Origin of the sequence: Gloeobacter violaceus PCC 7421 (assembly GCF_000011385.1) — a bacterium.
Classification (GTDB): domain Bacteria; phylum Cyanobacteriota; class Cyanobacteriia; order Gloeobacterales; family Gloeobacteraceae; genus Gloeobacter; species Gloeobacter violaceus.
In genome coordinates, this window is the sequence record NC_005125.1 from 1,178,165 (window position 1) to 1,196,869 (window position 18,705).

20 protein-coding genes and 1 pseudogene are annotated in these 18,705 nt (G+C 57.9%); 11 read left to right on the forward strand and 10 right to left on the reverse strand.

The features are described from left to right. Positions 1 to 3: 3 nt before the first annotated feature. Positions 4 to 240: a hypothetical protein gene (locus tag GLL_RS05690; protein WP_164928682.1), complete on the reverse strand. Its 237-nt coding sequence runs from the start codon at positions 238 to 240 to the stop codon at positions 4 to 6. Positions 241 to 424: 184 nt separating this feature from the next. Between GLL_RS05690 and GLL_RS05695 the strand changes: the two genes are divergently transcribed. From GLL_RS05695 to GLL_RS05710, 4 genes are all read left to right on the forward strand, one after another. After that, positions 425 to 1,600, forward strand: coding sequence for a cyclic nucleotide-binding domain-containing protein (locus GLL_RS05695; protein WP_164928683.1), 1,176 nt, complete (start codon positions 425 to 427; stop codon positions 1,598 to 1,600). A 346-nt stretch (positions 1,601 to 1,946) separates the two neighbouring features. Continuing rightward, a complete protein-coding gene (locus GLL_RS05700; RefSeq protein WP_011141099.1) occupies positions 1,947 to 2,513 on the forward strand; it encodes a Uma2 family endonuclease in 567 nt (188 codons plus the stop codon). 189 nt (positions 2,514 to 2,702) lie between these two features. Beyond that, positions 2,703 to 3,869 carry a cyclic nucleotide-binding domain-containing protein gene (locus tag GLL_RS05705; protein ID WP_164928684.1) on the forward strand — a complete coding sequence of 389 codons (1,167 nt, stop codon included), beginning with the start codon at positions 2,703 to 2,705 and terminating at the stop codon, positions 3,867 to 3,869. Positions 3,870 to 3,993: 124 nt separating this feature from the next. Further along, positions 3,994 to 4,707 (forward strand): aspartyl/asparaginyl beta-hydroxylase domain-containing protein, encoded by a 714-nt coding sequence (locus tag GLL_RS05710; protein ID WP_011141101.1) that lies wholly within the window; start codon positions 3,994 to 3,996, stop codon positions 4,705 to 4,707. Positions 4,708 to 4,712: 5 nt separating this feature from the next. Here the strand turns inward: GLL_RS05710 and GLL_RS05715 are convergent, their stop codons facing one another. Further along, positions 4,713 to 4,886, reverse strand: a complete 174-nt coding sequence (locus tag GLL_RS05715; protein ID WP_164928685.1) for a hypothetical protein — start codon at positions 4,884 to 4,886, stop codon at positions 4,713 to 4,715. Positions 4,887 to 4,974: 88 nt separating this feature from the next. On the opposite strand from GLL_RS05715, the gene GLL_RS05720 reads away from it, so the two are divergent. The 3 genes from GLL_RS05720 to GLL_RS05730 all read left to right on the forward strand — a co-directional run bounded on the left by GLL_RS05720 (position 4,975) and on the right by GLL_RS05730 (position 7,098). After that, positions 4,975 to 5,289, forward strand: a complete 315-nt coding sequence (locus GLL_RS05720; protein ID WP_011141103.1) for a hypothetical protein — start codon at positions 4,975 to 4,977, stop codon at positions 5,287 to 5,289. 210 nt (positions 5,290 to 5,499) lie between these two features. Then, a complete protein-coding gene (locus tag GLL_RS05725; RefSeq protein ID WP_164928686.1) occupies positions 5,500 to 6,435 on the forward strand; it encodes an SAM-dependent methyltransferase in 936 nt (311 codons plus the stop codon). A 312-nt stretch (positions 6,436 to 6,747) separates the two neighbouring features. Beyond that, positions 6,748 to 7,098, forward strand: coding sequence for an aspartyl/asparaginyl beta-hydroxylase domain-containing protein (locus GLL_RS05730; protein ID WP_011141105.1), 351 nt, complete (start codon positions 6,748 to 6,750; stop codon positions 7,096 to 7,098). Between the two features lies 1 nt (position 7,099). Here GLL_RS05730 and GLL_RS05735 read toward each other — a convergent pair whose 3' ends face one another. Continuing rightward, positions 7,100 to 8,155: an IS4 family transposase gene (locus tag GLL_RS05735; RefSeq protein WP_011140213.1), complete on the reverse strand. Its 1,056-nt coding sequence runs from the start codon at positions 8,153 to 8,155 to the stop codon at positions 7,100 to 7,102. A 112-nt stretch (positions 8,156 to 8,267) separates the two neighbouring features. On the opposite strand from GLL_RS05735, the gene GLL_RS05740 reads away from it, so the two are divergent. Together GLL_RS05740 and GLL_RS05745 are read left to right on the forward strand one after the other, a co-directional pair. Further along, positions 8,268 to 8,621 carry an aspartyl/asparaginyl beta-hydroxylase domain-containing protein gene (locus GLL_RS05740; RefSeq protein ID WP_197530127.1) on the forward strand — a complete coding sequence of 118 codons (354 nt, stop codon included), beginning with the start codon at positions 8,268 to 8,270 and terminating at the stop codon, positions 8,619 to 8,621. Between the two features lie 125 nt (positions 8,622 to 8,746). Next, a pseudogene (locus GLL_RS05745) lies at positions 8,747 to 9,562 on the forward strand (cupin-like domain-containing protein); the annotation flags it as partial. A gap of 197 nt (positions 9,563 to 9,759) precedes the next feature. Here the strand turns inward: GLL_RS05745 and GLL_RS05750 are convergent. From GLL_RS05750 to GLL_RS05775, 6 genes are all read right to left on the reverse strand, one after another. Then, positions 9,760 to 9,984 carry a hypothetical protein gene (locus GLL_RS05750; protein ID WP_164928688.1) on the reverse strand — a complete coding sequence of 75 codons (225 nt, stop codon included), beginning with the start codon at positions 9,982 to 9,984 and terminating at the stop codon, positions 9,760 to 9,762. A gap of 149 nt (positions 9,985 to 10,133) precedes the next feature. Continuing rightward, the gene (locus GLL_RS05755) at positions 10,134 to 10,916 is read right to left on the reverse strand and encodes a GNAT family N-acetyltransferase (RefSeq protein WP_011141110.1); all 783 of its coding nucleotides are present in this window, start codon (positions 10,914 to 10,916) and stop codon (positions 10,134 to 10,136) included. Between the two features lie 502 nt (positions 10,917 to 11,418). Next, positions 11,419 to 11,712 (reverse strand): BrnA antitoxin family protein, encoded by a 294-nt coding sequence (locus GLL_RS05760; RefSeq protein WP_165444150.1) that lies wholly within the window; start codon positions 11,710 to 11,712, stop codon positions 11,419 to 11,421. Next, the gene (locus GLL_RS05765; RefSeq protein ID WP_164928690.1) at positions 11,693 to 11,983 is read right to left on the reverse strand and encodes a BrnT family toxin; all 291 of its coding nucleotides are present in this window, start codon (positions 11,981 to 11,983) and stop codon (positions 11,693 to 11,695) included. Before GLL_RS05765 ends, GLL_RS05760 begins: the two co-directional genes overlap by 20 nt. Positions 11,984 to 12,056: 73 nt before the next feature. Further along, positions 12,057 to 14,762: an MGH1-like glycoside hydrolase domain-containing protein gene (locus tag GLL_RS05770; protein WP_011141113.1), complete on the reverse strand. Its 2,706-nt coding sequence runs from the start codon at positions 14,760 to 14,762 to the stop codon at positions 12,057 to 12,059. A gap of 52 nt (positions 14,763 to 14,814) precedes the next feature. Further along, positions 14,815 to 15,627 carry an SDR family oxidoreductase gene (locus GLL_RS05775; RefSeq protein ID WP_011141114.1) on the reverse strand — a complete coding sequence of 271 codons (813 nt, stop codon included), beginning with the start codon at positions 15,625 to 15,627 and terminating at the stop codon, positions 14,815 to 14,817. Between the two features lie 181 nt (positions 15,628 to 15,808). Between GLL_RS05775 and GLL_RS05780 the strand changes: the two genes are divergently transcribed. Together GLL_RS05780 and GLL_RS05785 are read left to right on the forward strand one after the other, a co-directional pair. After that, on the forward strand, positions 15,809 to 16,477 hold the full coding sequence (locus tag GLL_RS05780) for a DUF924 family protein (protein WP_164928691.1): 669 nt from the start codon (positions 15,809 to 15,811) through the stop codon (positions 16,475 to 16,477). Between the two features lie 42 nt (positions 16,478 to 16,519). After that, on the forward strand, positions 16,520 to 17,116 hold the full coding sequence (locus GLL_RS05785; RefSeq protein WP_164928692.1) for a Uma2 family endonuclease: 597 nt from the start codon (positions 16,520 to 16,522) through the stop codon (positions 17,114 to 17,116). 30 nt (positions 17,117 to 17,146) lie between these two features. Here GLL_RS05785 and gndA read toward each other — a convergent pair whose 3' ends face one another. Further along, positions 17,147 to 18,598, reverse strand: a complete 1,452-nt coding sequence (gndA, locus tag GLL_RS05790) for an NADP-dependent phosphogluconate dehydrogenase (protein WP_011141117.1) — start codon at positions 18,596 to 18,598, stop codon at positions 17,147 to 17,149. Between the last annotated feature and the right edge of the window lie 107 nt (positions 18,599 to 18,705).

Below are 18,705 nucleotides of genomic sequence, written 5' to 3' on the forward strand. Positions count from 1 at the left end.
AATTTATCTTGCAGCAGCGATCGTCTGGTTGAATTGATGACACACCTTTTCGAGGAGTTGCGCCAGGGCAAAACCTCTAAAAGTAAATTCATCGATAGGTCCATACATCATCTGCGAAGTTAGTGGGAAATATTTTTTATATTTAAGCGGCACGCAAAGCGCATCCCCGAGCAAGAGTGCAAGCAGCGCCCCTCTACAGTCAGGGCAACTGATAACAAAGCGCTCAACCGCGCAAGGCACGGTCTCTCCTCCCCCTGTGCCCGGTACTATTCGAACACTTATGATTCCTTCCGGCTCACATTTCGGGGGCTGGAGCCCAGTTCTGAAACTTCTTGATTCGTCCTTGCGGCCTCTAATCGACATAGGAATTTTTCTTCTGGTATAAGGCCAACGGGGCATGCCGCCGTATTCATTTGGTGCAACCATGGTCGCCCAATACAAGTCGCTTTCGCATGTCAAAATTGCCTCTACCGATGAAGAACGCGAAGCCATCTTCCGTTTTCGTTACCGCGTCTACATAGAAGAGATGAACCAGCGGCCTGCCCACGCCGATCACCGCCGTCAGCAGTTGTGTGATCCGCACGACCGGAGCGCCGTATTGTTCTACATCCGCGAGGGAGACGAAGTAGTGGCCTCGGTGCGCCGCAACTTTATCGACCTCGCCGATTGCCCCCCCGGGTGGTGCGAGGCATTCGCCCTCGATCGCTTCGCCGGCTTCGCTGCAGGCGCGCTCACGGTCAGCAGCCGTTTCGTGATCGCCCACCGCCTTCGCCACAGTACGATAGCGGCTCGACTGGTTGCCGGCGCCTATCGCCATTCTCGCGAAGCGGGTGTCCGCTTCGACTTTTTGCTCTGCCGCTGGTACCTCATTGATCTGTACGAACACCTGGGTTACCGACGCTACCTGCACAACTACCGCGATCCCAATGAGCCAGTCGGTTTAATGACACCGATGGTCTGCGTCCCCGAGGATGCGGAGTACCTACGATCAGTGGGGTCTCCCTTCGCCCGCGTGGCAGATGGTTTTCCCAACGACATCACAGGTGGGGTCTGGCTGTTCGAGCAATTCCCACAGCTTCCTGAATTCTCGTCTGTGCGGTCGACACCGCTTGAAGGGCGGTGGTCCAAACTTAGACAAATCTTAGGCGGTCCGCCCGAACAAATCATCCGAATGCTGCGGGGTCTAAGCGAGGTGGACGCTAAAGCGCTCCTCAAACACGCTATCCTTCACCGAGTGCGTGTGGGTAGGGTGATTTTGCAGCCAGGGGATCAGCTCGGGGCACTGTTTATCGTCGTCTCCGGCACGGTCGCACTGGACTACCCTGGCAACTCCGACCGGCCCCCGAATATTCTCTCGGTCGGCGAATGTTTCGCAGCCGAAGGGCTCCTGGCTTCCTGCGGCGCTACGGGACAGGCGGTCGCCCTCAGCGAGGTTCAATTACTGATCTTGCCCGAGCAGACCGTCGTCCAGACCGAACGCAAACACCCTCAGACCGTCTGCCGACTCCGCACAAACCTTTTGCAGGAGCCGTGCGGCAAATTTTTGTCCCCGGTTGTTCTTCACCCCGGCAAGCAGCAGACCAACGACAGACTGCACTAGCCGCCCTCAGCCGTTAAACCGCTCGGTATTCCGAGGTCCTTGAAAATCCCTGCGGCTCCCTGGCGCAAAGTGCGAGTCATAGTCAACATTGTCAACGGAAAACGACTTTCGCAACCGTACCCACGACGCGGCCCAACTGCACGAAGCACAACCGACGAGCCTCCACGCTGCCTCCGAGGACGGGTTGCCATCAACATAACCTGCACACCCCCACCGACGTCCATGGTTGGTTTGCCCCCAAATGATCGGACCGGTTTTAAGGGGGCAGACCACCGTTTTTATGGCAATGGAACCCGATGGACTACCTTAGTAGCAGCCACGCACACTGCGCTTTTGGGGCTGAACGATGCTCACCACTGCTGACAATCCTTTTTACTCTCCCGAGGAATATCTCCAGATCGAGGAGCACAGCCCCATCAAGCACAAGTATCTAGACGGGAGACTCTATGCGATGGTTGGTTCCACCCAGGACCACAATCTGGTCGTGCTCAATCTCGCGTTTGCGTTGCGCAGGCATCTGCGCGGAACCGGCTGCCGGGTGTTGACATCGGATGTGAAAGTGCGAGTCGAACAGCGCAACCGCTTTTTCTATCCGGATATTGCCGTCTCCTGTGACGAGCGCGACTGGGCGACACCGCTGTATCTGCGCTTTCCCAGGCTCATCGTTGAGGTTCTGTCGGACTCTACAGAAGCTTTTGATCGAGGAGCGAGGTTTCAAGACTATCAAACGATCGACACGTTAAGTGAGTATGTTCTGGTCAGCTCGAAACAGCCGCAAGTCGAATGCTTTCGGCGCGACGCTGAAGCACTCTGGGTGCTACAGTCCTACGGACTAGAAGTGTACGAAATCGGCGCTCTCAATTTTTCTGGCACCTTCGAAGAACTCTACGAAGACGTGGCCTTCCTGCCCTGACCCTCGGCGTTCCTCCGTCGCTTCGACCGTGGGTGACCGGTCAGAATCTCCAGGCCAACGGCGGCGGACAGCCCGTCGGCTCTCCACCCCCTGACACCTGAAACCCGCCCTGAAAAAAACTGTTCCGTCCCAGGCGATCAATTTACCGGCGATTGTCGCGTTGTTGGGCAAGTGGAGTTCTACACAGCCATGGTTGCCCAAATACAACTGCCCTTAGAAGTCAAAATCGCCACCACCGCCGCAGAACGCGAAGCGATCTTCCGCTTCCGCTACCACGTCTACGTAGAGGAGATGAACAAGCGGCTTCCCCACGCCGACCACCGCCGCCAGTGGTTGCGTGATCAGCACGATGAGAGCGCCGTGTTGTTCTACATCGGCGAGCAAGGCGAAGTGGCCGCCACGCTGCGCCGCAACATCGTCGATACCGACAATTGCCCCCCCGCGTGGCGCGAGGCATTTGCCCTGGATCGTTTCGCAAAGATCGCCAGGGACTCGCTCTCGGTGAGCAGCCGTTTTGTGATCGCCCACCGCTTCCGCAACAGTTCGATGGCCGTACGGCTGGCCGTCGCCGCCTACCGCCACGGCCGCGAGGAGGGCCTGCGCTTCGACTTTTTACTGAGCCGCTTTCACCTGATTGAGATGTACGAGCACCTCGGTTACCGGCGCTATTTGAATAACTATCGCGACGTGAATGAGGCGGTCGGTCTGATGGCACCGATGGTCTGTGTGGGCGAGGATGTAGAGTACCTGCGCTCGGTGGGCTCTCCCTTTGCCCGCGAGGCAAACCGTTGGGTCACCAATGCCGCAGATGGGCTCTGGTTTTCTGAGCAATTCCTACCGCCGGCGGAATTTGCCCCCGTGCGGTCGTTACCACCCGAACGGCGGTCGTTACCACCCGAACGGCGGTGGTCCAATCTTTGCCAGACCCTCGGTGGTCCGCCCGAACGAACCATCCGGATGCTGCAGGGACTGACCGAAGCGGACGCCAGAGCGCTCCTCAAGCACGCCATCCTCCACCGGGTGCGGGCAGGCAAAATTATCGTGCAGCAAGGAGATTTGCTCGGGGCACTGTTTATCGTCCTCTCCGGCGCAGTCGCCCTGTATTATCCGGGCAGCTCAGACCGGCCACCGAACATTCTTTCAAGCGGCGAATGCTTTGGCGCTGAGGGATTTCTGGCGTCCTGCTGTGCTGTGGGACAAGCGGTCGCCCTCAGCGAAGTGCAACTGCTTGTCTTACCGGAGCAGGTCGTTGCCCAGTGCCAGACCAGGCACTCCCAGACTCTCTGCCAGCTGCGCGCGAACCTGTTGCAGGAGCCGTGCAGTCGATTCCTGCCCACAGCCACCCTCCACTGTTGAATTTCTTCGGGCAGATCCACAGCAAAGCTCGGCAGGGAGCACAACAGCCTCCGAGATCGATCCGCCGCACCTTGAGGCGCCAATGGCACCTCACAACCATAACCAGAAAAGTCGAGTGTGACCTATGGACAAACGCGCTTTGCGACTTGATAAATCACTGGGTCGGCTTCAAGGCAACTTGATCAATCGCTTCAGTTGCGATGCAGATACCCGTTTTTTTGAACCGAACCAGTTTCCTTGGGTAGCAGATCTCGAATCGAATTGGAAAATAATTCGGCGCGACCTGGACGAAGCGCTCCTGGAGCAGGAGCAAATACCATATTTTTCAGATTTATCACAGCGGCAGTCCCGGTTTTCCGGCACAGCATGGAAATCTGTAATGTTCTACGTTTACGGTCGCAGGGTTGACGAAAACTGCAGACGCTTTGTGCAGACAGCGGCTCTGCTGCAACGGGTTCCGGGCCTGAACCTTGCAATGTTCTCTATCCTGGGCGGACACGCACACATTCCTCCTCACCTCGGGCCATGCAAGGGTGTGCTGCGCTATCACCTGGGTCTCATCATTCCGGTAGAAGATGAGCGGTGCGCCATTCGCGTCGACAACGAAGTCCGTTCGTGGAAAGAGGGCAAAAGCCTGCTCTTTGACGACACGTTTGAGCACGAAGTCTGGAACCGTGACCCGCGCTGCCGTGCGGTACTGATGCTCGACTTTCTCAGGCCGCTTCCTCCATGGCTTTCGGCAATCAACCGCGGCATTATCGCTGCTGCTGGGCAATTTAAAGCAGTCAAAGACTTCCAGGGCAATGCCAATCGCTACGCGCGGGGTAAAGTACAATGAAAAGCTTAATGAGAGTCTGCTCCAGCTTGCGCAAACAAGCGCTCTGGTTTTGGATCCCGTGTTTTTTTGCCACGGGCTGCTTGATCGATTCCCTCGGCGATGACAACGTCTCTATCTGCTTTGTCCTGGCTGTTTCGATGGTCAAACATTTGCAACAACTCCCACAGTTCGGGTGCCATCTGCCTACCTTGCTGTGGCAACTGTTCAAGCTCCGCTGGGCCGAGCGCGACTTGACGTGCCAACCTATCAGTTTGTGAGTGACAGACGATGTTCACCCCATTAAACAACACTGGACCCAATGAGCGCGCTTTCGATTACTGGACACCCCGGCGCAAAGTCAAGGTTGTCCTCGATCTATTGAAAGGGAATGCGACGGTCTTCGACCTTGCCCGCAAGTACAAATTACCCCCCTCCGAGATCAAAGCCTGGCTTTTCCAGGCCGAAATGCATATGGAAAGCGGTTTTCGAAACCGCACCCGCGACGCAGCCCAACTGCACGAGGCGCAACTGACCGAAGCCCACGCCGCCCTAGGTAAAGCCCTGCTTCGCGCCAGATTTCAGCGCACGCCCACTCGCCGCTAGGACCACCTGGAGCAGAGATTCATGCATTCAGCCGCCCTTTCTGACTGCACCGCTCACTTGGCGCTATGCCGCAGTCGACACGCATCGTGCACGCACTGGAAGAATAAGCCCATCCCACCCGCCAAGCCTCGTTCCCAACCGTGCCGACGCTGCCGGTAAATGCATCCGCCTCAAGCATTATCGAGCACCGCCAGCTACAAGGACACAGCCGTGAACGATGAAGTAAATTGCACCCAGAGCAAAGCCGGTACCCAAGCCCTTCGCGAATTCGTCGATCGCCAGAGTCGTTCGACGACCATCCTTGCTGCCCTCGCTGCAGTGCTCGATGCGCAGGTGACGGGCAATTCCCTTGATCCCGTACTCCAGGCCCGGATCGACGAAGTTCTAAGCGCACTCGGGGTGTACGACCTGATAGAGAAGTACAATCCGGCTCAACTCAAGCACCTGCTGGCAGAAATTCGCTTCAATATGCTCCTGGAAACAAAGCTTCTGTTCGACACAAAACGGACAACAATGTGGGCACATACCGAGACCGAGATCCTGAAGGAGGCGGGAGAGGTCTCCGATGGCTTTGCCGATACGTTGACGCGCACGATCGTACCGCGCCTCGAAGGGCTTGCGCAGCGCCTGGACTTCCCCGACGGCTCGTTTCTCGATGTCGGTGTGGGCGTCGCCGGCCTGGCGATCGCGATGGCACGCCTGTGGCCGTCGCTGAGCGTGGTCGGCATCGATCCCTGGGCGCCGTCTTTGGCCCTCGCGCGCGCGAATGTGCACAGCGCCGGACTCACAGGCCGCATCCAGTTACGGCAGCAGGCAGCAGAGGACCTCTGTGACACCAGCACCTTTGATCTCGCCTGGCTTCCCAGCGCCTTCATGCCTGAGAAGGTGATGCCAACAGCCTGCGAACACGTACACCGCGCCTTACGTCCTGGTGGATGGCTACTGTTTGCGATGGCCAATCCCGGCAGCGATCCGCTGAGCGCCTCCCTTGTTCGACTACGGACAGTGATTCGGGGCGGTTGTGTGATCGTTCCTGGCCAGGCTGAGACACTCTTGAACCAGATAGGGTTCGTCGATATGCAGACGCTGCCAAGCCCACCCGGTGCCGTCGTAGCGCTGATCGCTGCCCGTCGAATGCCGGACTGATGAGCACTCTCGCATAGCGGTCCCAGAGAAAGCGCTTATCTGCTGCCAATGGAATTATCAACTGAGCTTCCCCGGCTTTACTGAACAGTTAGTCAAGTTCATTTGCGGGTTTTATAAGCATTTCTTTGAGCAGAAGCACAAGCGAGGGCTCTATAAAATGTGATTGCCTGCAACGGTAGAAGAGTTTATTACCAATGCTCAACCTGCTGAAGGCAAATTCATTTGCCGCCCCCGGCTCCTTTTACCGTTTGATCTTAAGAGGTTGGATCATTTTGCTGAAGCAATTCATCGATTTATACGGATAAAAACACCATGAACAAACAAGTCCTGCGGCATGGCAACCCTCTACTTGAGTTGCAAAACAATTTGATTCAGCGCTATAGCCCCGATGCAGATGCCCGTTTTTTTGATCCGGAGCAATTTCCGTGGGTCGCTGAACTAGAGGCCCATTGGAAAGTGATGCGTCGCGATCTCGACGAAGCCCTCATGGTGCAGGAAAAAATACCGCACTTTGCAGACTTGTCACCGCGATTTAGCGGTATGGCCGAGTCGAGGTGGAAATCCCTGGTGTTCTACTTCTACGGCCGCCGGGTCGCCGCCAACTGCGATCGTTTTCCGGCAACTGACGCCTTGCTGCAGCGCATTCCGGATCAGAAATGTTGAATCAATGGACATATGTACACGCTCTGGGCAGCCGCGCTCTACGCCTCTGGCTACCGAGTAATTTTCCTAGCCAATGCACATAACTGATTTCTTGGCACATACAACATTGCAAGTAGCGCAACTTATCCAACCGTTGGCTCCCCCAAATCTTCGGCACGCTCACCAGTTCCAGCAACAGGTGGGCAATCAGGGTGATGTAGAGCTGCATCCGGATGCCATTCTCACTTTTTGTCATCAGCCGCTTCAGCTTCAAATGCATTTTCAGAAACTTCCATAACAGCTCTATTTGCCAGCGTTGACGGTACAGTTCCATCACCTCCTCGTCCCTGACTAACCATTCGCCCTCGCCAGGCAAATTGGTGACCAATCGATACTCAGCCCGGTTCTCGATATCGCAGAAGTTGACCACTCGATACATCCCGGACTCTTTGCCCGTTCCCACCCGCATCCGTCCAGCATTGCCCTCGAAGGCGAGCTTGTAGTTGCTCGGGATGCGCATTAAAAAATATTTGCTTGATGCCTGGGCATTTTTTAGATATTCCAGTCCTGCAAAGCCCCGGTCGAATATACCTACGCCATTTTCAGGAATCGCTTGAAGCATTTCATTAACAAAATTAGAATCGTGGTCGTAGCCAAAGTTGATCAGGCTACCCTCGGTGGTGCCGCTGCCGTGTTCAAGGCAGGTGAGCAGTTTGACCTGGTGATAGTCTTGTGCCCATAGCAATTTGCTTGTCAAGCCGACTACCGTTGAGTCAATTGGGCAAGGATGTAGTTTTTTAGCGGGCAGTTCTCGCCTGACCCGGACCAGCAAGGCCTGATACAACTGCTCGAAGATTTGGAGAGAGCGGGACTTGCAGGCTTTGGAAAAAGTGGAGATATCGACGGGGATGCCAGTGTGGTTGACGCGTTTGAAGAGGTCCCGCATGCTGACGGTACTTTTGTCCATCACCAGGGCAAGCCAGCAACTGAAAAAGAGCCTGGAATCGAGAACAGGAAAATCATCATTGGGCAAGGAAGACAGAGCGGTTTTGACAAGTTGCGGAAAATCGAGTAGCATTGTCTCAACATAATGAAATTGAACACAGCTCGAAGTTTACACGACTTCGAGCTGTTTTTGTAGGATCAATTCCTGACATTCAACACTTCTGATTCCGGATATGAACCTTGCGATGTTCTCCATCCTGGATGCCAATGCACACATTCCTCCACACCACGGGCCTTACAAAGGAGTGCTGCGCTACCATTTGGGGCTTATTGTGCCGGTAGAAGATGAGCGGTGCGCTGTGCGTGTGGACAACGAAGTCCGCTCGTGGAAAGAGGGCAAAAGTCTGATTTTCGATGACTCGTTTGAGCACGAAGTCTGGAACCGCGACCCGCGCCGCCGCGTGGTGTTGTTCGTCGATTTTCCCAGGCCGCTCCCTCCTGTGCTGTCTGTAATTAATCAGGGCATCCTGGCGATGGCGAGGCATCACAAAGACGCCAAACGGATTGAACAGTCGGCCAGCCGGTACGCGCAGAGTTAGAGAATTTTGGGTGCACAGACAGAAACGTTGACTAAAAATGTTGATTCATCAAAGAGGTATGTGTCGTGAAAACCAAGGGCCAGGATGCCGTTGCGCAAATGTAGCGGCCCACCCCCGAGCAGTTCGAAGCGGCGGTCCGACAAAATCGGCTTGTCGTGCTGCGCGGCCTGGGCGAAATTCTGTCCAAGCACAACGCCTACTCGCTCGATGCGCTCGAAAAGGTGGTCGGGGACCGGTGGGTCGAAGTCATTCGCGTCGCGTCGCGGTATTACCAGTGGAATCCCACAACCCGGCTGTCCTTCGCGCGCGTGTCGTTCGGTGAATTTCGCGACCGGATCGCCTCGGAGCACTTCGATGGGCCAAGGGTGTACCTGCAGGACGACGTCAACAACTTTCCCGCTCTAAAAGCGTACTACCGCGAACCGCAATACCTGGCAAGGCACAACCTGAAGCGCACAAAGCTCTGGGTGAGCGGCGCCGGGCTGGTTACTCCCCTGCACTTCGATGCGGTCGAGGTGTTGCACTGGATGATGGAAGGCCGCAAGCGCTTTGTCTGCTTTCACCCTGGGCTCAGGAACTTCTATCCCCACGGCATCCTGAGCACGGGTCCTTTCAACAGCCAAGTCAACGCCGACGCCCCCGATTTGCGGGCGTTCCCCCGCTTTCGGCGCACCCAACCCATTGAGTTTGTACTCCAGGCCGGCGAGGTGCTCTACATCCCCGCGTATTACTGGCACCAGGTCGAATCGCTCGATGCTTACAATGCCTCGATGAGCTTTATCTGGCTTGCTTCGATGGCCAAGAACCTGCGCTACTTCCGGCAGTTCGGGCGCTGTTCTGGCAGTACCAAAAAGTCCAGCGGGCCAAGCGCGCCAACGCTCCGGGCTGAGCGAGCCGGTACTCGCAACAAAACCACCAAACGGGCACGGGCCGCTCAATAGCTTCCAGCCCGTGCCCGTTTGGTGGTTTTAGTTTACTCCTCGGGACTAAAGCCCAGGCTCGCCGGAAAATCGAGGCCATCCGCCGCCGAGGCCAGGACCTGCTCGGTACCGTCGGGGGCAACTTTAATGAGTGGTCTGTTGCCCGTACCCAGGGTCGCGAGAGTCGACTGCTCGCCGGTGGTCCTCAGCTTGCGGATCTAGCCCGTGCTGACGACGCCTACATAGACATTTGCGCAGTTATCGACGGTGACCCCCTCCGGCAACTCTCCGGCAGTGGGGTCGAAGGTGATAAGCGTCTCGACCAGTGCATCCGCTTGGGCGCGGGCGATTCCAGAAAACAGCAGGCCGCCCGCTGCCAAAACTGTTCCCAGAAGCGAACATTGCAATTGGAGCAAAAGGTTCGAGTCCTTCGCGTTTTTCACAGCCTCCCCCTCCTCTGTGTATGGGCGCATTCCCCTTGCCTATGAACGCAAGGGGAATGCTTAAAAGCACCCTGCTTGGTATGGATGCGGTAGGAAAGCATCTCTCCGAAGGCTGAGGCGTATTGCGCCGGCCGAGTAAACCCAGTTCCTCAAGCTGCGTGGAGCGGTCCATTCAAGTACCGCAGACCCCGCGCTACGTTGCCGTAGCGCTCCTGCAGACGGCGAATCCGCTCCTCGGGTTGGGCTTTTAATTCGAGATACTGAAAGGTGACGCGATCGGCCAGTTCCGGATGGTCGAGCGGGTCGAGGGGCCGGCCCTCGGCATCGACGACATCTGCACAGCCCAATCGCCGATACAGCGACGCCCCATAAATAGCTCCCGCGCTGCACAAGCCAAGGTCAAGCCCTTGCTGGCGCTCATATTGGAGGCTGAGCATGGTCAGCCTCAGGGCGATGCTAGATACTTTTTGCAAATCGGTCCGCACCACCAGCATCCCGACTTCGCCCAGGCGCTTTTTTGCCTCGCGCGACCGTTCCACCATCTCGACGACCGCCCGGTAAGCGGGAATTTTAAGGGCAGCCCAGCGGGCTAATTTTTCTACACCGCTCTGCAATCCTACCTGCTGCAGGCGCTCATGCTCGATAAAACGGATTGCACCCACGCAGCTATTGCCACCGTTGACACACAATAGATGAAAAGCATGATCGTCGAGTTCATCGACGCACAGCTCTTTTTGGGTACGGTTATAGACACCGCTGTCCCTCAGCACTTGTGTGCGCAGCTTCAAAGAGGAAACCAACAATCTGCCGTAAAGAGTCTCGCTCAATACTTCTTTGCACTGGGTACTCAAACCGTAGTCATCGGGCGGATGGAGAAGATAGTAAGTAAGCGAAACAGGCGCGGAGTTGTCCGCGGCAATGAGCGAATACATATAGCCTCCTGGTAGTCTAGATTACATTCGTTGTGGCGGCGCAAGCTTGACAGTAAGTCGGTGAGTTATCAAGTTGCAAAGCGCGTTTGGGCACAAATCATGCGTGGGCTATTGCTGGTGATGCTCGAGCCACCAGCGTACTGTTGCGAAAACGGTGGGCGGCTACAAAACGGCGGAAACGGAAGATGGCTTCGCGCTCCTCGGCGGTCGTGGCGATTTTGACTGCTAGGGTCGGAAGTATTCGGGCAACCATGGCTGTCTAAACTCTACTTACCCAACAACGCGACAAACGCCGGTAGATTGATCGCCCGACAACGAACATTTTCGCAGCGGGCGTTCGGTCACACCGCTGCTATCTCGCGCTGGAAAGGACGATCCCAGCGTGGGTCTCAAATAGAAAGCGGGCGACCAGGGCGGTCCATCCGGTTTGATGGCTGGCGCCCGCCCCCCGGCCGCTCTCGCCGCGCGACTACGACGCGGGTACTCGACTGGCAGTAGTCATTTATCTGGTCCACCGCTGATGTTGCGCGATATATTCGCGCAAAGCGCGGTTAATGCTGGTTTGATATCCTTCGCCCTGGGGGTGATTCCTTTTGAACCAGTCGATCAGATCGGCATCGAGGCGCAAGGTGATCTGCTGCTTGACAGGACGGTAAAACAGCCCACGTTGCCCCTGACTCCAATCTCCCGTTGCTTCCGGGATCAGATCGGTGCGGATCGGTGCCTGCGATGCCGCTAAAGCATCAATCTCTGCCTGTACGTCCGGGGGCACCGGATTAGAATGCTCCTTCTTCATAAGCTGCCCTCTCATAAGCTGTCGCACGTCGTGCGCTGATGATCCGTCCGCTCTCCTCGCCGCTGACTGGCTCAACCTCCAGCCAGGTATGCACGACAAACACGGTCATCTGGCCAATCAAGCCAACCGTCTGCCACCGCTCCTCGTGCGGGTAGGGATCGGGGCGGCTGAGCGCTAAAGGATCGGCAAAGACATATTGAGCCGCTTCAAAGCTCAACCCATGATCGCGTTTGTTCGTCCGGTTCTTGGCTTCGTCCCATGTCCACGCCAATCTTAGACCACACACCCAATTGTAGCTACATGATTGTAGCTACCGGCATTGTCTGTCGATGATTTCCCGAAAATTATTTCGCGCTGGAAAGGACGATACCGGCGTGGGTCCCAAACAGGAAGCGGGCGACCAGGGCGGTCCACCCGGTCTGGTGGCTGGCGCCCACCCCTCGGCCGGTCTCGCCGTGGAAGTATTCGTGAAAAAGAGTCAGATCTTGCCAGTGGGGATCGGTTGCAAAACATTGCGTTTTGCCGTGCCAGGGACAGTAGCCCGATGCGTCGGGGGTAAAAATGTGCACCAGCCGGGAACTGAGCTGCCGGGCTACCTCCAGCAGATTCAGCTTCCGGCCCGAGCCGGTCGGAAACTCCACCTGCAGGCTATCGCCGTAGAAGTGGTGGTAGCGCTCCAGAGCCTCGATAAGTAGATAGTTCACCGGAAACCAGACAGGGCCGCGCCAGTTGGAATTGCCCCCGAACTGACGGGTATTCGATTCGCCGGGCACGTACTCGACTTTGTACTCCTCGCCGTCCACGCGAAAGGTATAAGGACGATCTTTGTGGATACGCGAGAGCGAGCGAATGCCGTAGGGGGAGAGAAATTCATTTTCATCGAGTAGATAGCCCAGTATTCGCTCCAGCCGCTCGCGACTTGGAATCGCCAGCAACATGCGATTGTGGCCGTCCTCCGGCCGCAGGCAGGTGATCTGGCGGGCAAGTTCGGGGCGATTCTCGATAAACCAGCGCATCCGCCGTGCAAAACCCGGCAGCCGCTCGATGATGGGTTGATCCAGAATTTCGACGGCCACCAGCGGGATGAGCCCCACCAGCGAGCGCACTTTGAGCGGGACAGGTTTGCCTTCAGCCTCCGCGCACTCGCAAAGACGAATCTGGTCGTAGTAAAAGCCGTCTTGCTCGTCCCAGAGCCCCGAACCGCCGACCTGGTTCATCGCATCGGCAATCGCTACGAAGTGCTCGAAGAATTTGGAGGCGATATCTTCGTAGGCCGGGTCCACCGAGGCCAATTCGAGCGCCATCGAGAGCATCGTGCCCGAATAGAAGGCCATCCAGGCGGTGGCGTCGGCCTGCTCCAGTTTGCCGCCGGTGGGCAAAGGCTGCGAACGATCGAAAATGCCGATGTTGTCGAGGCCCAAAAAGCCACCGCCGAAAATATTGCGCCCGTCGGCGTCCTTGCGGTTGACCCACCAGGTAAAGTTCAGCAGCAGTTTGTGGAAGGCACGGGCCAGGAACCGGTGGTCGCGCTCGCCCTTGGGAGCGGACAGTTTGTAGACGCGCCAGCAGGCCCAGGCGTGCATCGGCGGGTTGACGTCCGACAGGCCAAATTCGTAGGCGGGCAGCGCGCCGTTCGGGTGCATATACCATTCGCGCATAAACAGCAGCAGCTGCTCCTTGGCAAAATCCGGATCGAGCTTCGCCATCGGGATCATGTGGAAGGCCAGATCCCAGGTGGCGTACCAGGGATACTCCCACTTATCCGGCATCGAGATAACATCGCGGTTATAGAGGTGCTGTTTCCAATCGCGGTTGCGCGGGTAACGGCCGTCGCTGTGAGGGTGGGTCGGGTCGCCGACGAACCAGTCGGCAAGACCCAGGTGATAGAACTGCTTCGACCAGAGCAGCCCGGCGCACGCCTGGCGCATCACCCGCAGTTCCTCGGGCGGCAGGAGGTCGGCGGCGGTTTTGTTGTAGAAAGAGTCGGCCTCCTGAATGCGCTGAGCGAAGATCCGCTCGAAAGTTTCGCCAAATGGCTCCGGTGGAGCCTCGTCCTCCAGAAATAGCCGCAGGCGCAGGCTGAGCGTCTCCCCGGCCGGGATCGTCAGAGGGTAACAGGCGGCGGCTTTGGTACCGACGACCTCAGGGTTGACGGCGTGCGCGTCCGCATCCACGACATAGCGGTGGAAAGCGTCTTTGACGTATGGGGAGTGGTTGGGCTGCCCGAACAACTGCTCAAAGTTCGTCTCGTTCTCCGTGAACAGAAACTGTGCTTCGCTCTGTCCGGGCAGGGGCTCCGCAGCCAGCCGGAAAATGCCGAGGGTGGCGTGCTCCGCCACGATCTCCCCCGGCCCGTTTGCCTTGATCTGCGGTTTGGGCCAGTAGCTCTCGCCTTCGCGGCCCCACGACCAGCTGTTTTTGAACCAGAGCGTGGGCAGCAGGTGCAGCGGCGCCGCCTCCGGCCCCCGATTGGCTACGGTAATCCGAATCAAAATGTCATTTGGCCCGCCCTTGGCGTACTCGGCAAAGATATCGAAGTAGCGGTTTTCCTCGAACACGCCGGCGTCCATCAATTCGTACTCCGGCTCCTCCGGCCCGCGCCGCCGGTTTTCCTCGACAAGCTGCTCGTAAGGAAAGGCCCGCTGCGGATACTTGTACAGAGCCTTCACATACGAATGCGTCGGCGTGCTGTCAAGGTAAAAATAGTACTCCTTGACATCCTCGCCGTGGTTGCCCTGGGTGTTGGTCAGACCAAAAAGGCGCTCCTTGAGGATCGGATCGCGTCCGTTCCAGAGCGCCAGGGCAAAACACAGCCGCCCCTGGCGATCGCAAATGCCCAAAAGACCGTCCTCGCCCCAGCGGTAGGCACGGGCGCGGGCATGCTCGTGGGGAAAGGACTCCCAGCTGGAGCCGTCCTGCGAATAATCTTCGCGCACCGTTCCCCATTGTCTTTCGGAGAGGTACGGTCCCCAGCGCTTCCAGTTTTGTTCCCGCCGCGCCTCCTCGGCCAGACGGCGGGATTCCGCGTCGGGTGGGTCGTCTGTGGCCATCGTTTTGCTCGCTGGTTGGGGCGATGGTCTTAAAAGCGGCGGCCGGGTCCGTCTATCCCCCGTCCGCAAATTCCGGATAGAGGGTCATACCGCCGTCGATAAACAGCGTCGTGCCGTTGACGTAGTCCGATTCATCCGAGGCCAGCCAAACCGCCGCCTTGCCGATATCGTCGGATTCTCCCACCCGGCCGGCCGGAATGCGCTTGAGCAACTCGGCCTCCGCCTCCGGTTTTTCCCAAGATTCGCGGTTGATGTCGGTTTTGATCGCACCGGGGGCGATGCTGTTGACGCGGATTTTGCTGGGGGCGAGTTCCTGGGCGATGCTCTTCATCAACTGCTCGATGCCCCCTTTGCTGGCCGCGTAGTTGACCCGCCCGGCCCAGGGGATCACCTCGTGCACCGAACTGATGAAGATGATTTTACCCGCGGCCCGAGAAACCCCTTCGCGCACACCCTGTTTCAAGAAGAGCCTCGCCGCCTCCTGGGCGCACAGAAACGGCCCGGTGAGATTCACGTCGATCACCGAGCGCCACTGTTCGGCGGTCATCTCGGTAAAGGGCGCGTCGTTCTGCCGCCCGGCGTTGTTGACCAGGATGTCGAGGGTACCGAAGGTTTCGAGTGCCTGGGCGAACATTGCTTTGACCGCGTCTTCTTTGCTGACGTCCGCCTGGATGGCTACCGCTTCGCCTCCCGCCGCCTGGATGGCTTCGACGATTTTCTTGGCGGAGTCGGGATCGGAGCGGTAGTTGACGGCCACCGCCGCCCCGGCGGCGGCGAGGTGGCGGGCGATGGCTTCGCCGATGCCGGCGCTCGCCCCGGTGACAATCGCCTTCTGGCCTTTGAGCAGGGTGTCCGAATAGCCCATCTGTCCCCTCGATCTCTGGCATTATCTTTGTTTGCAAATCGTCGCGATGCACCTTCCCTGGGGAAGAATCCTCACCGAAGCATTCCTGCCAGTTACCGCCCAACTGCCGGGAACCCCTCAGCCGCCTTTGTCGAACCAACCTGCGAGCAGGGGCGTAGTGTCTTCCAAAGAGGTAATTCGCATGAACACACAACCTAACCAGCCATTGACGTCGGCGAACGAAACATTCGAGGACGTTCTTCGCTTCTGGTTTCCCGAAGGCGACGGCCCACCGATCACCCGGCAGCGCTTCGAATGGTGGTTTCGCGGGGGAGCGAATGCCGAGGTGATTTCCCGGTTTGCGCCGCTCTTCGCGCGGGCCGAGCGCGGTGAGCTGAACGATTGGTCCGCCGCTCCACGCTCCCGGCTCGCCCTCATCATCGTCCTGGATCAGTTTTCACGCACCATCCATCGCGGCACCGCCCGAGCTTTCGCCCTGGATCCGCCGGCCCTCGGCCTAGCGCTCGAAGGCATCCGCATCGGGCATTACGCTGCCCTTACGACGCCCTGGCAAAAGACATTCTTCTTCTTGCCTCTCGGGCATTGCGAGGAGCTTGCCCACCTGCAGATAGTCGCCGAACTCGCAAAGGCGCTTATCGAGGCGGAGCCGCGGGCGGATCACGAGCTACTGGAGTTCTCGGCCGACCAGGCTCGCTCGCATCGCGAGGTGATCGCCCGCTTCGGTCGCCATCCGCATCGCAACGCCGCTCTGGGGCGCGAATCGACCCCGGCGGAACTGGAATACCTGGCGAGCGGTCAGCTCGTTCACACCCGTTCTCTAGAAGATTGGCAAAAGACCACAGGAATCTAGCCGGATGACACAATTAACTCAATGCACTGGAGAACGTCAGTTATGACCACTGCCAAGAGATTGACGTTCGAGCAATACCTCGAATGGGACGATGGCACCGACAAACGCTATGCACTGGTGGATGGGAGGTTGATCGAGTTGCCGCCAGAGTCAGAACCCAATGCGTCCCTTGCCAACTTCCTCTTCCTCCAACTTGCCAGTGCTGGAGTGCCGTTTCGCCAAATTCAACCCCATAGCTGTGAACTTCAGGTACCAGTCTTACAACCCGGCGATCCAGCCAATCGCTATCCAGACCTGGTAATTTTGCGGGAGGAGCACCTGGAACTGACCCGCAGGCGCCTCACTGTCACCTTCGATATGCTGCCTCCCTATCTAGTAGTCGAAGTTGTTTCACCAGGAGAACGCAACCGCGAGCGCGACTATGGACGCAAGCGAAGACAGTATGCAGCCCGCGGGATCCCGGAATACTGGCTGCTCGATCTCCATGAAGATGCCATTACTGTTCTGCAGCTGGACGAGGGCACCTACTGCAATGTCGGCAAATTTGAAGGCAGCGCTCAAATTCAGTCGCCAAAACTTGCGGAGATGGGCATTGCTGTTGTGCTAACGGCGGGACAAGTTCTGAATGCAGTCAAGTAGGCACCCTCGCAAAAACAGCTCCTGACTCACTCAGCTGAACCACTCGGTGTGGAAGACTCCTTCTTTGTCGATGCGCTCGTAGGTGTGGGCGCCGAAGTAGTCGCGCTGGGCCTGGGTGAGGTTGAGGGGCAGTTGGGCTGTGCGGTAGGCGTCGTAGTAGGCAAGGGACGCACCCGTGGCGTAGGCTGGGATGCCCAGTTGGGCGGCCGTCTGTACCGCGTAGCGCCAGTTGGCCTGGCGCGCCTGAATATCGCCGCTGAATTCGCTGTCGATGAGCAAGTTGGTGAGGGCCGGGTCGCGCAGGAAAGCGTTTTTGATCTTATCCAGGAAGATGGCCCGGATGATGCAGCCGCCCTTCCAGATGCGCGCCAGTTCAGAAAGGTTGAGGTGGTAGTCGTACTCGTGGGAAGCGGCTTTGAGCAGGGCCATCCCCTGGGCGTAGGAGCAGATCTTGGCGCAGTAGAGCGCGTCGCGCACCGCATCGATAAATTGTTTCTTCTCGCCCGTAAACGGAGGCCGCTCCGGACCGCTCAGGATTTTGGAAGCGGCCACCCGTTCGCTTTTGTAGGCCGAGAGGATGCGCGATTCGACTGCGGCGTTGATGGTCGGAATCGGAATACCCAGATCGTAGGCGTTCTGGCTGGTCCACTTGCCGGTGCCTTTTTGGCCCGCTTTGTCGAGGATCAAGTCCACCAGCGGCTTGCCGGTCTCGGGGTCGATCTTGGTAAAAATGTCGGCGGTGATCTCGATCAAAAACGACTTGAGTTCCCCTGCGTTCCACTCGGCAAAGATGTCGTGCAGTTCGGCGGCCCCCAGACCCAGGGTCTGGCGCAGCAGGTCGTAGGCTTCGGCGATGAGTTGCATGTCGCCGTACTCGATGCCGTTGTGGACCATCTTCACGTAGTGGCCGGCGCCGCGCGGGCCGATATAGGTGACGCAGGGGCCGTCGTCGACCTGGGCGGCAATCTGGGTGAGAATCGGGGCCAGATCGTCGTAGGCGGTCTTCGGTCCGCCGGGCATCAGGCTGGGACCCTTGAGGGCACCCTCTTCGCCGCCCGAGACCCCCATGCCCACGAAGCGCAATCCGAGCGCTTCGATCTCGCCGGAGCGCTTCTCGGTATCGGTAAACAGCGAGTTGCCGCCGTCGATGATCACGTCGTCTTTTTCGAGCAGCGGCTTGAGCTGGTCGATCACCGCATCGACCGGAGCGCCGGCCTTGACCAGGATGATGATTTTGCGGGGGCGCTCCATGGAGGCGACGAATTCTTCCATGGTGAAAGTCGGGTAGAGCGCCTTGCCCCGGGCGCGGCCTTCGGCCAGTTCTTGGGTTTTAGCGGCGGTGCGGTTGTAGACCGAGATTGGAAAACCGTGGTTGGCAATGTTGAGCGCCAGATTCTCGCCCATCACCGCAAGCCCGATCAGCCCAATGCTGGGTTTTTCGTGGGTCGCCTGCGCGCCGGATTGCAGAGCCGATGTTTCCATAGAAATCGCTTCCTTTGTTCAGTCCCAGTCTAGGCAGCGGATAGAGCCTGCCGCCGGTCTCTCACGATTTGTTTAGTATTTGCCGGTGGACGGGGTGTGCGAGTACG

Bases quoted from the DNA above. Each gene is read 5' to 3' on its own strand.
- GLL_RS05770 (WP_011141113.1), bottom strand. From the start codon at position 14,762: ATGGCCACAGACGACCCACCCGACGCGGAATCCCGCCGTCTGGCCGAG.
- GLL_RS05775 (WP_011141114.1), bottom strand. From the start codon at position 15,627: ATGGGCTATTCGGACACCCTGCTCAAAGGCCAGAAGGCGATTGTCACC.
- GLL_RS05700 (WP_011141099.1), top strand. From the start codon at position 1,947: ATGCTCACCACTGCTGACAATCCTTTTTACTCTCCCGAGGAATATCTC.
- GLL_RS05755 (WP_011141110.1), bottom strand. From the start codon at position 10,916: ATGTATTCGCTCATTGCCGCGGACAACTCCGCGCCTGTTTCGCTTACT.
- GLL_RS05785 (WP_164928692.1), top strand. From the start codon at position 16,520: ATGACCACTGCCAAGAGATTGACGTTCGAGCAATACCTCGAATGGGAC.
- GLL_RS05740 (WP_197530127.1), top strand. From the start codon at position 8,268: ATGTTCTCCATCCTGGATGCCAATGCACACATTCCTCCACACCACGGG.
- gndA (WP_011141117.1), bottom strand. From the start codon at position 18,598: ATGGAAACATCGGCTCTGCAATCCGGCGCGCAGGCGACCCACGAAAAA.
- GLL_RS05760 (WP_165444150.1), bottom strand. From the start codon at position 11,712: ATGAAGAAGGAGCATTCTAATCCGGTGCCCCCGGACGTACAGGCAGAG.
- GLL_RS05705 (WP_164928684.1), top strand. From the start codon at position 2,703: ATGGTTGCCCAAATACAACTGCCCTTAGAAGTCAAAATCGCCACCACC.
- GLL_RS05730 (WP_011141105.1), top strand. From the start codon at position 6,748: ATGAACAAACAAGTCCTGCGGCATGGCAACCCTCTACTTGAGTTGCAA.
- GLL_RS05715 (WP_164928685.1), bottom strand. From the start codon at position 4,886: ATGGCACCCGAACTGTGGGAGTTGTTGCAAATGTTTGACCATCGAAAC.
- GLL_RS05780 (WP_164928691.1), top strand. From the start codon at position 15,809: ATGAACACACAACCTAACCAGCCATTGACGTCGGCGAACGAAACATTC.
- GLL_RS05710 (WP_011141101.1), top strand. From the start codon at position 3,994: ATGGACAAACGCGCTTTGCGACTTGATAAATCACTGGGTCGGCTTCAA.
- GLL_RS05720 (WP_011141103.1), top strand. From the start codon at position 4,975: ATGTTCACCCCATTAAACAACACTGGACCCAATGAGCGCGCTTTCGAT.
- GLL_RS05735 (WP_011140213.1), bottom strand. From the start codon at position 8,155: ATGCTACTCGATTTTCCGCAACTTGTCAAAACCGCTCTGTCTTCCTTG.
- GLL_RS05695 (WP_164928683.1), top strand. From the start codon at position 425: ATGGTCGCCCAATACAAGTCGCTTTCGCATGTCAAAATTGCCTCTACC.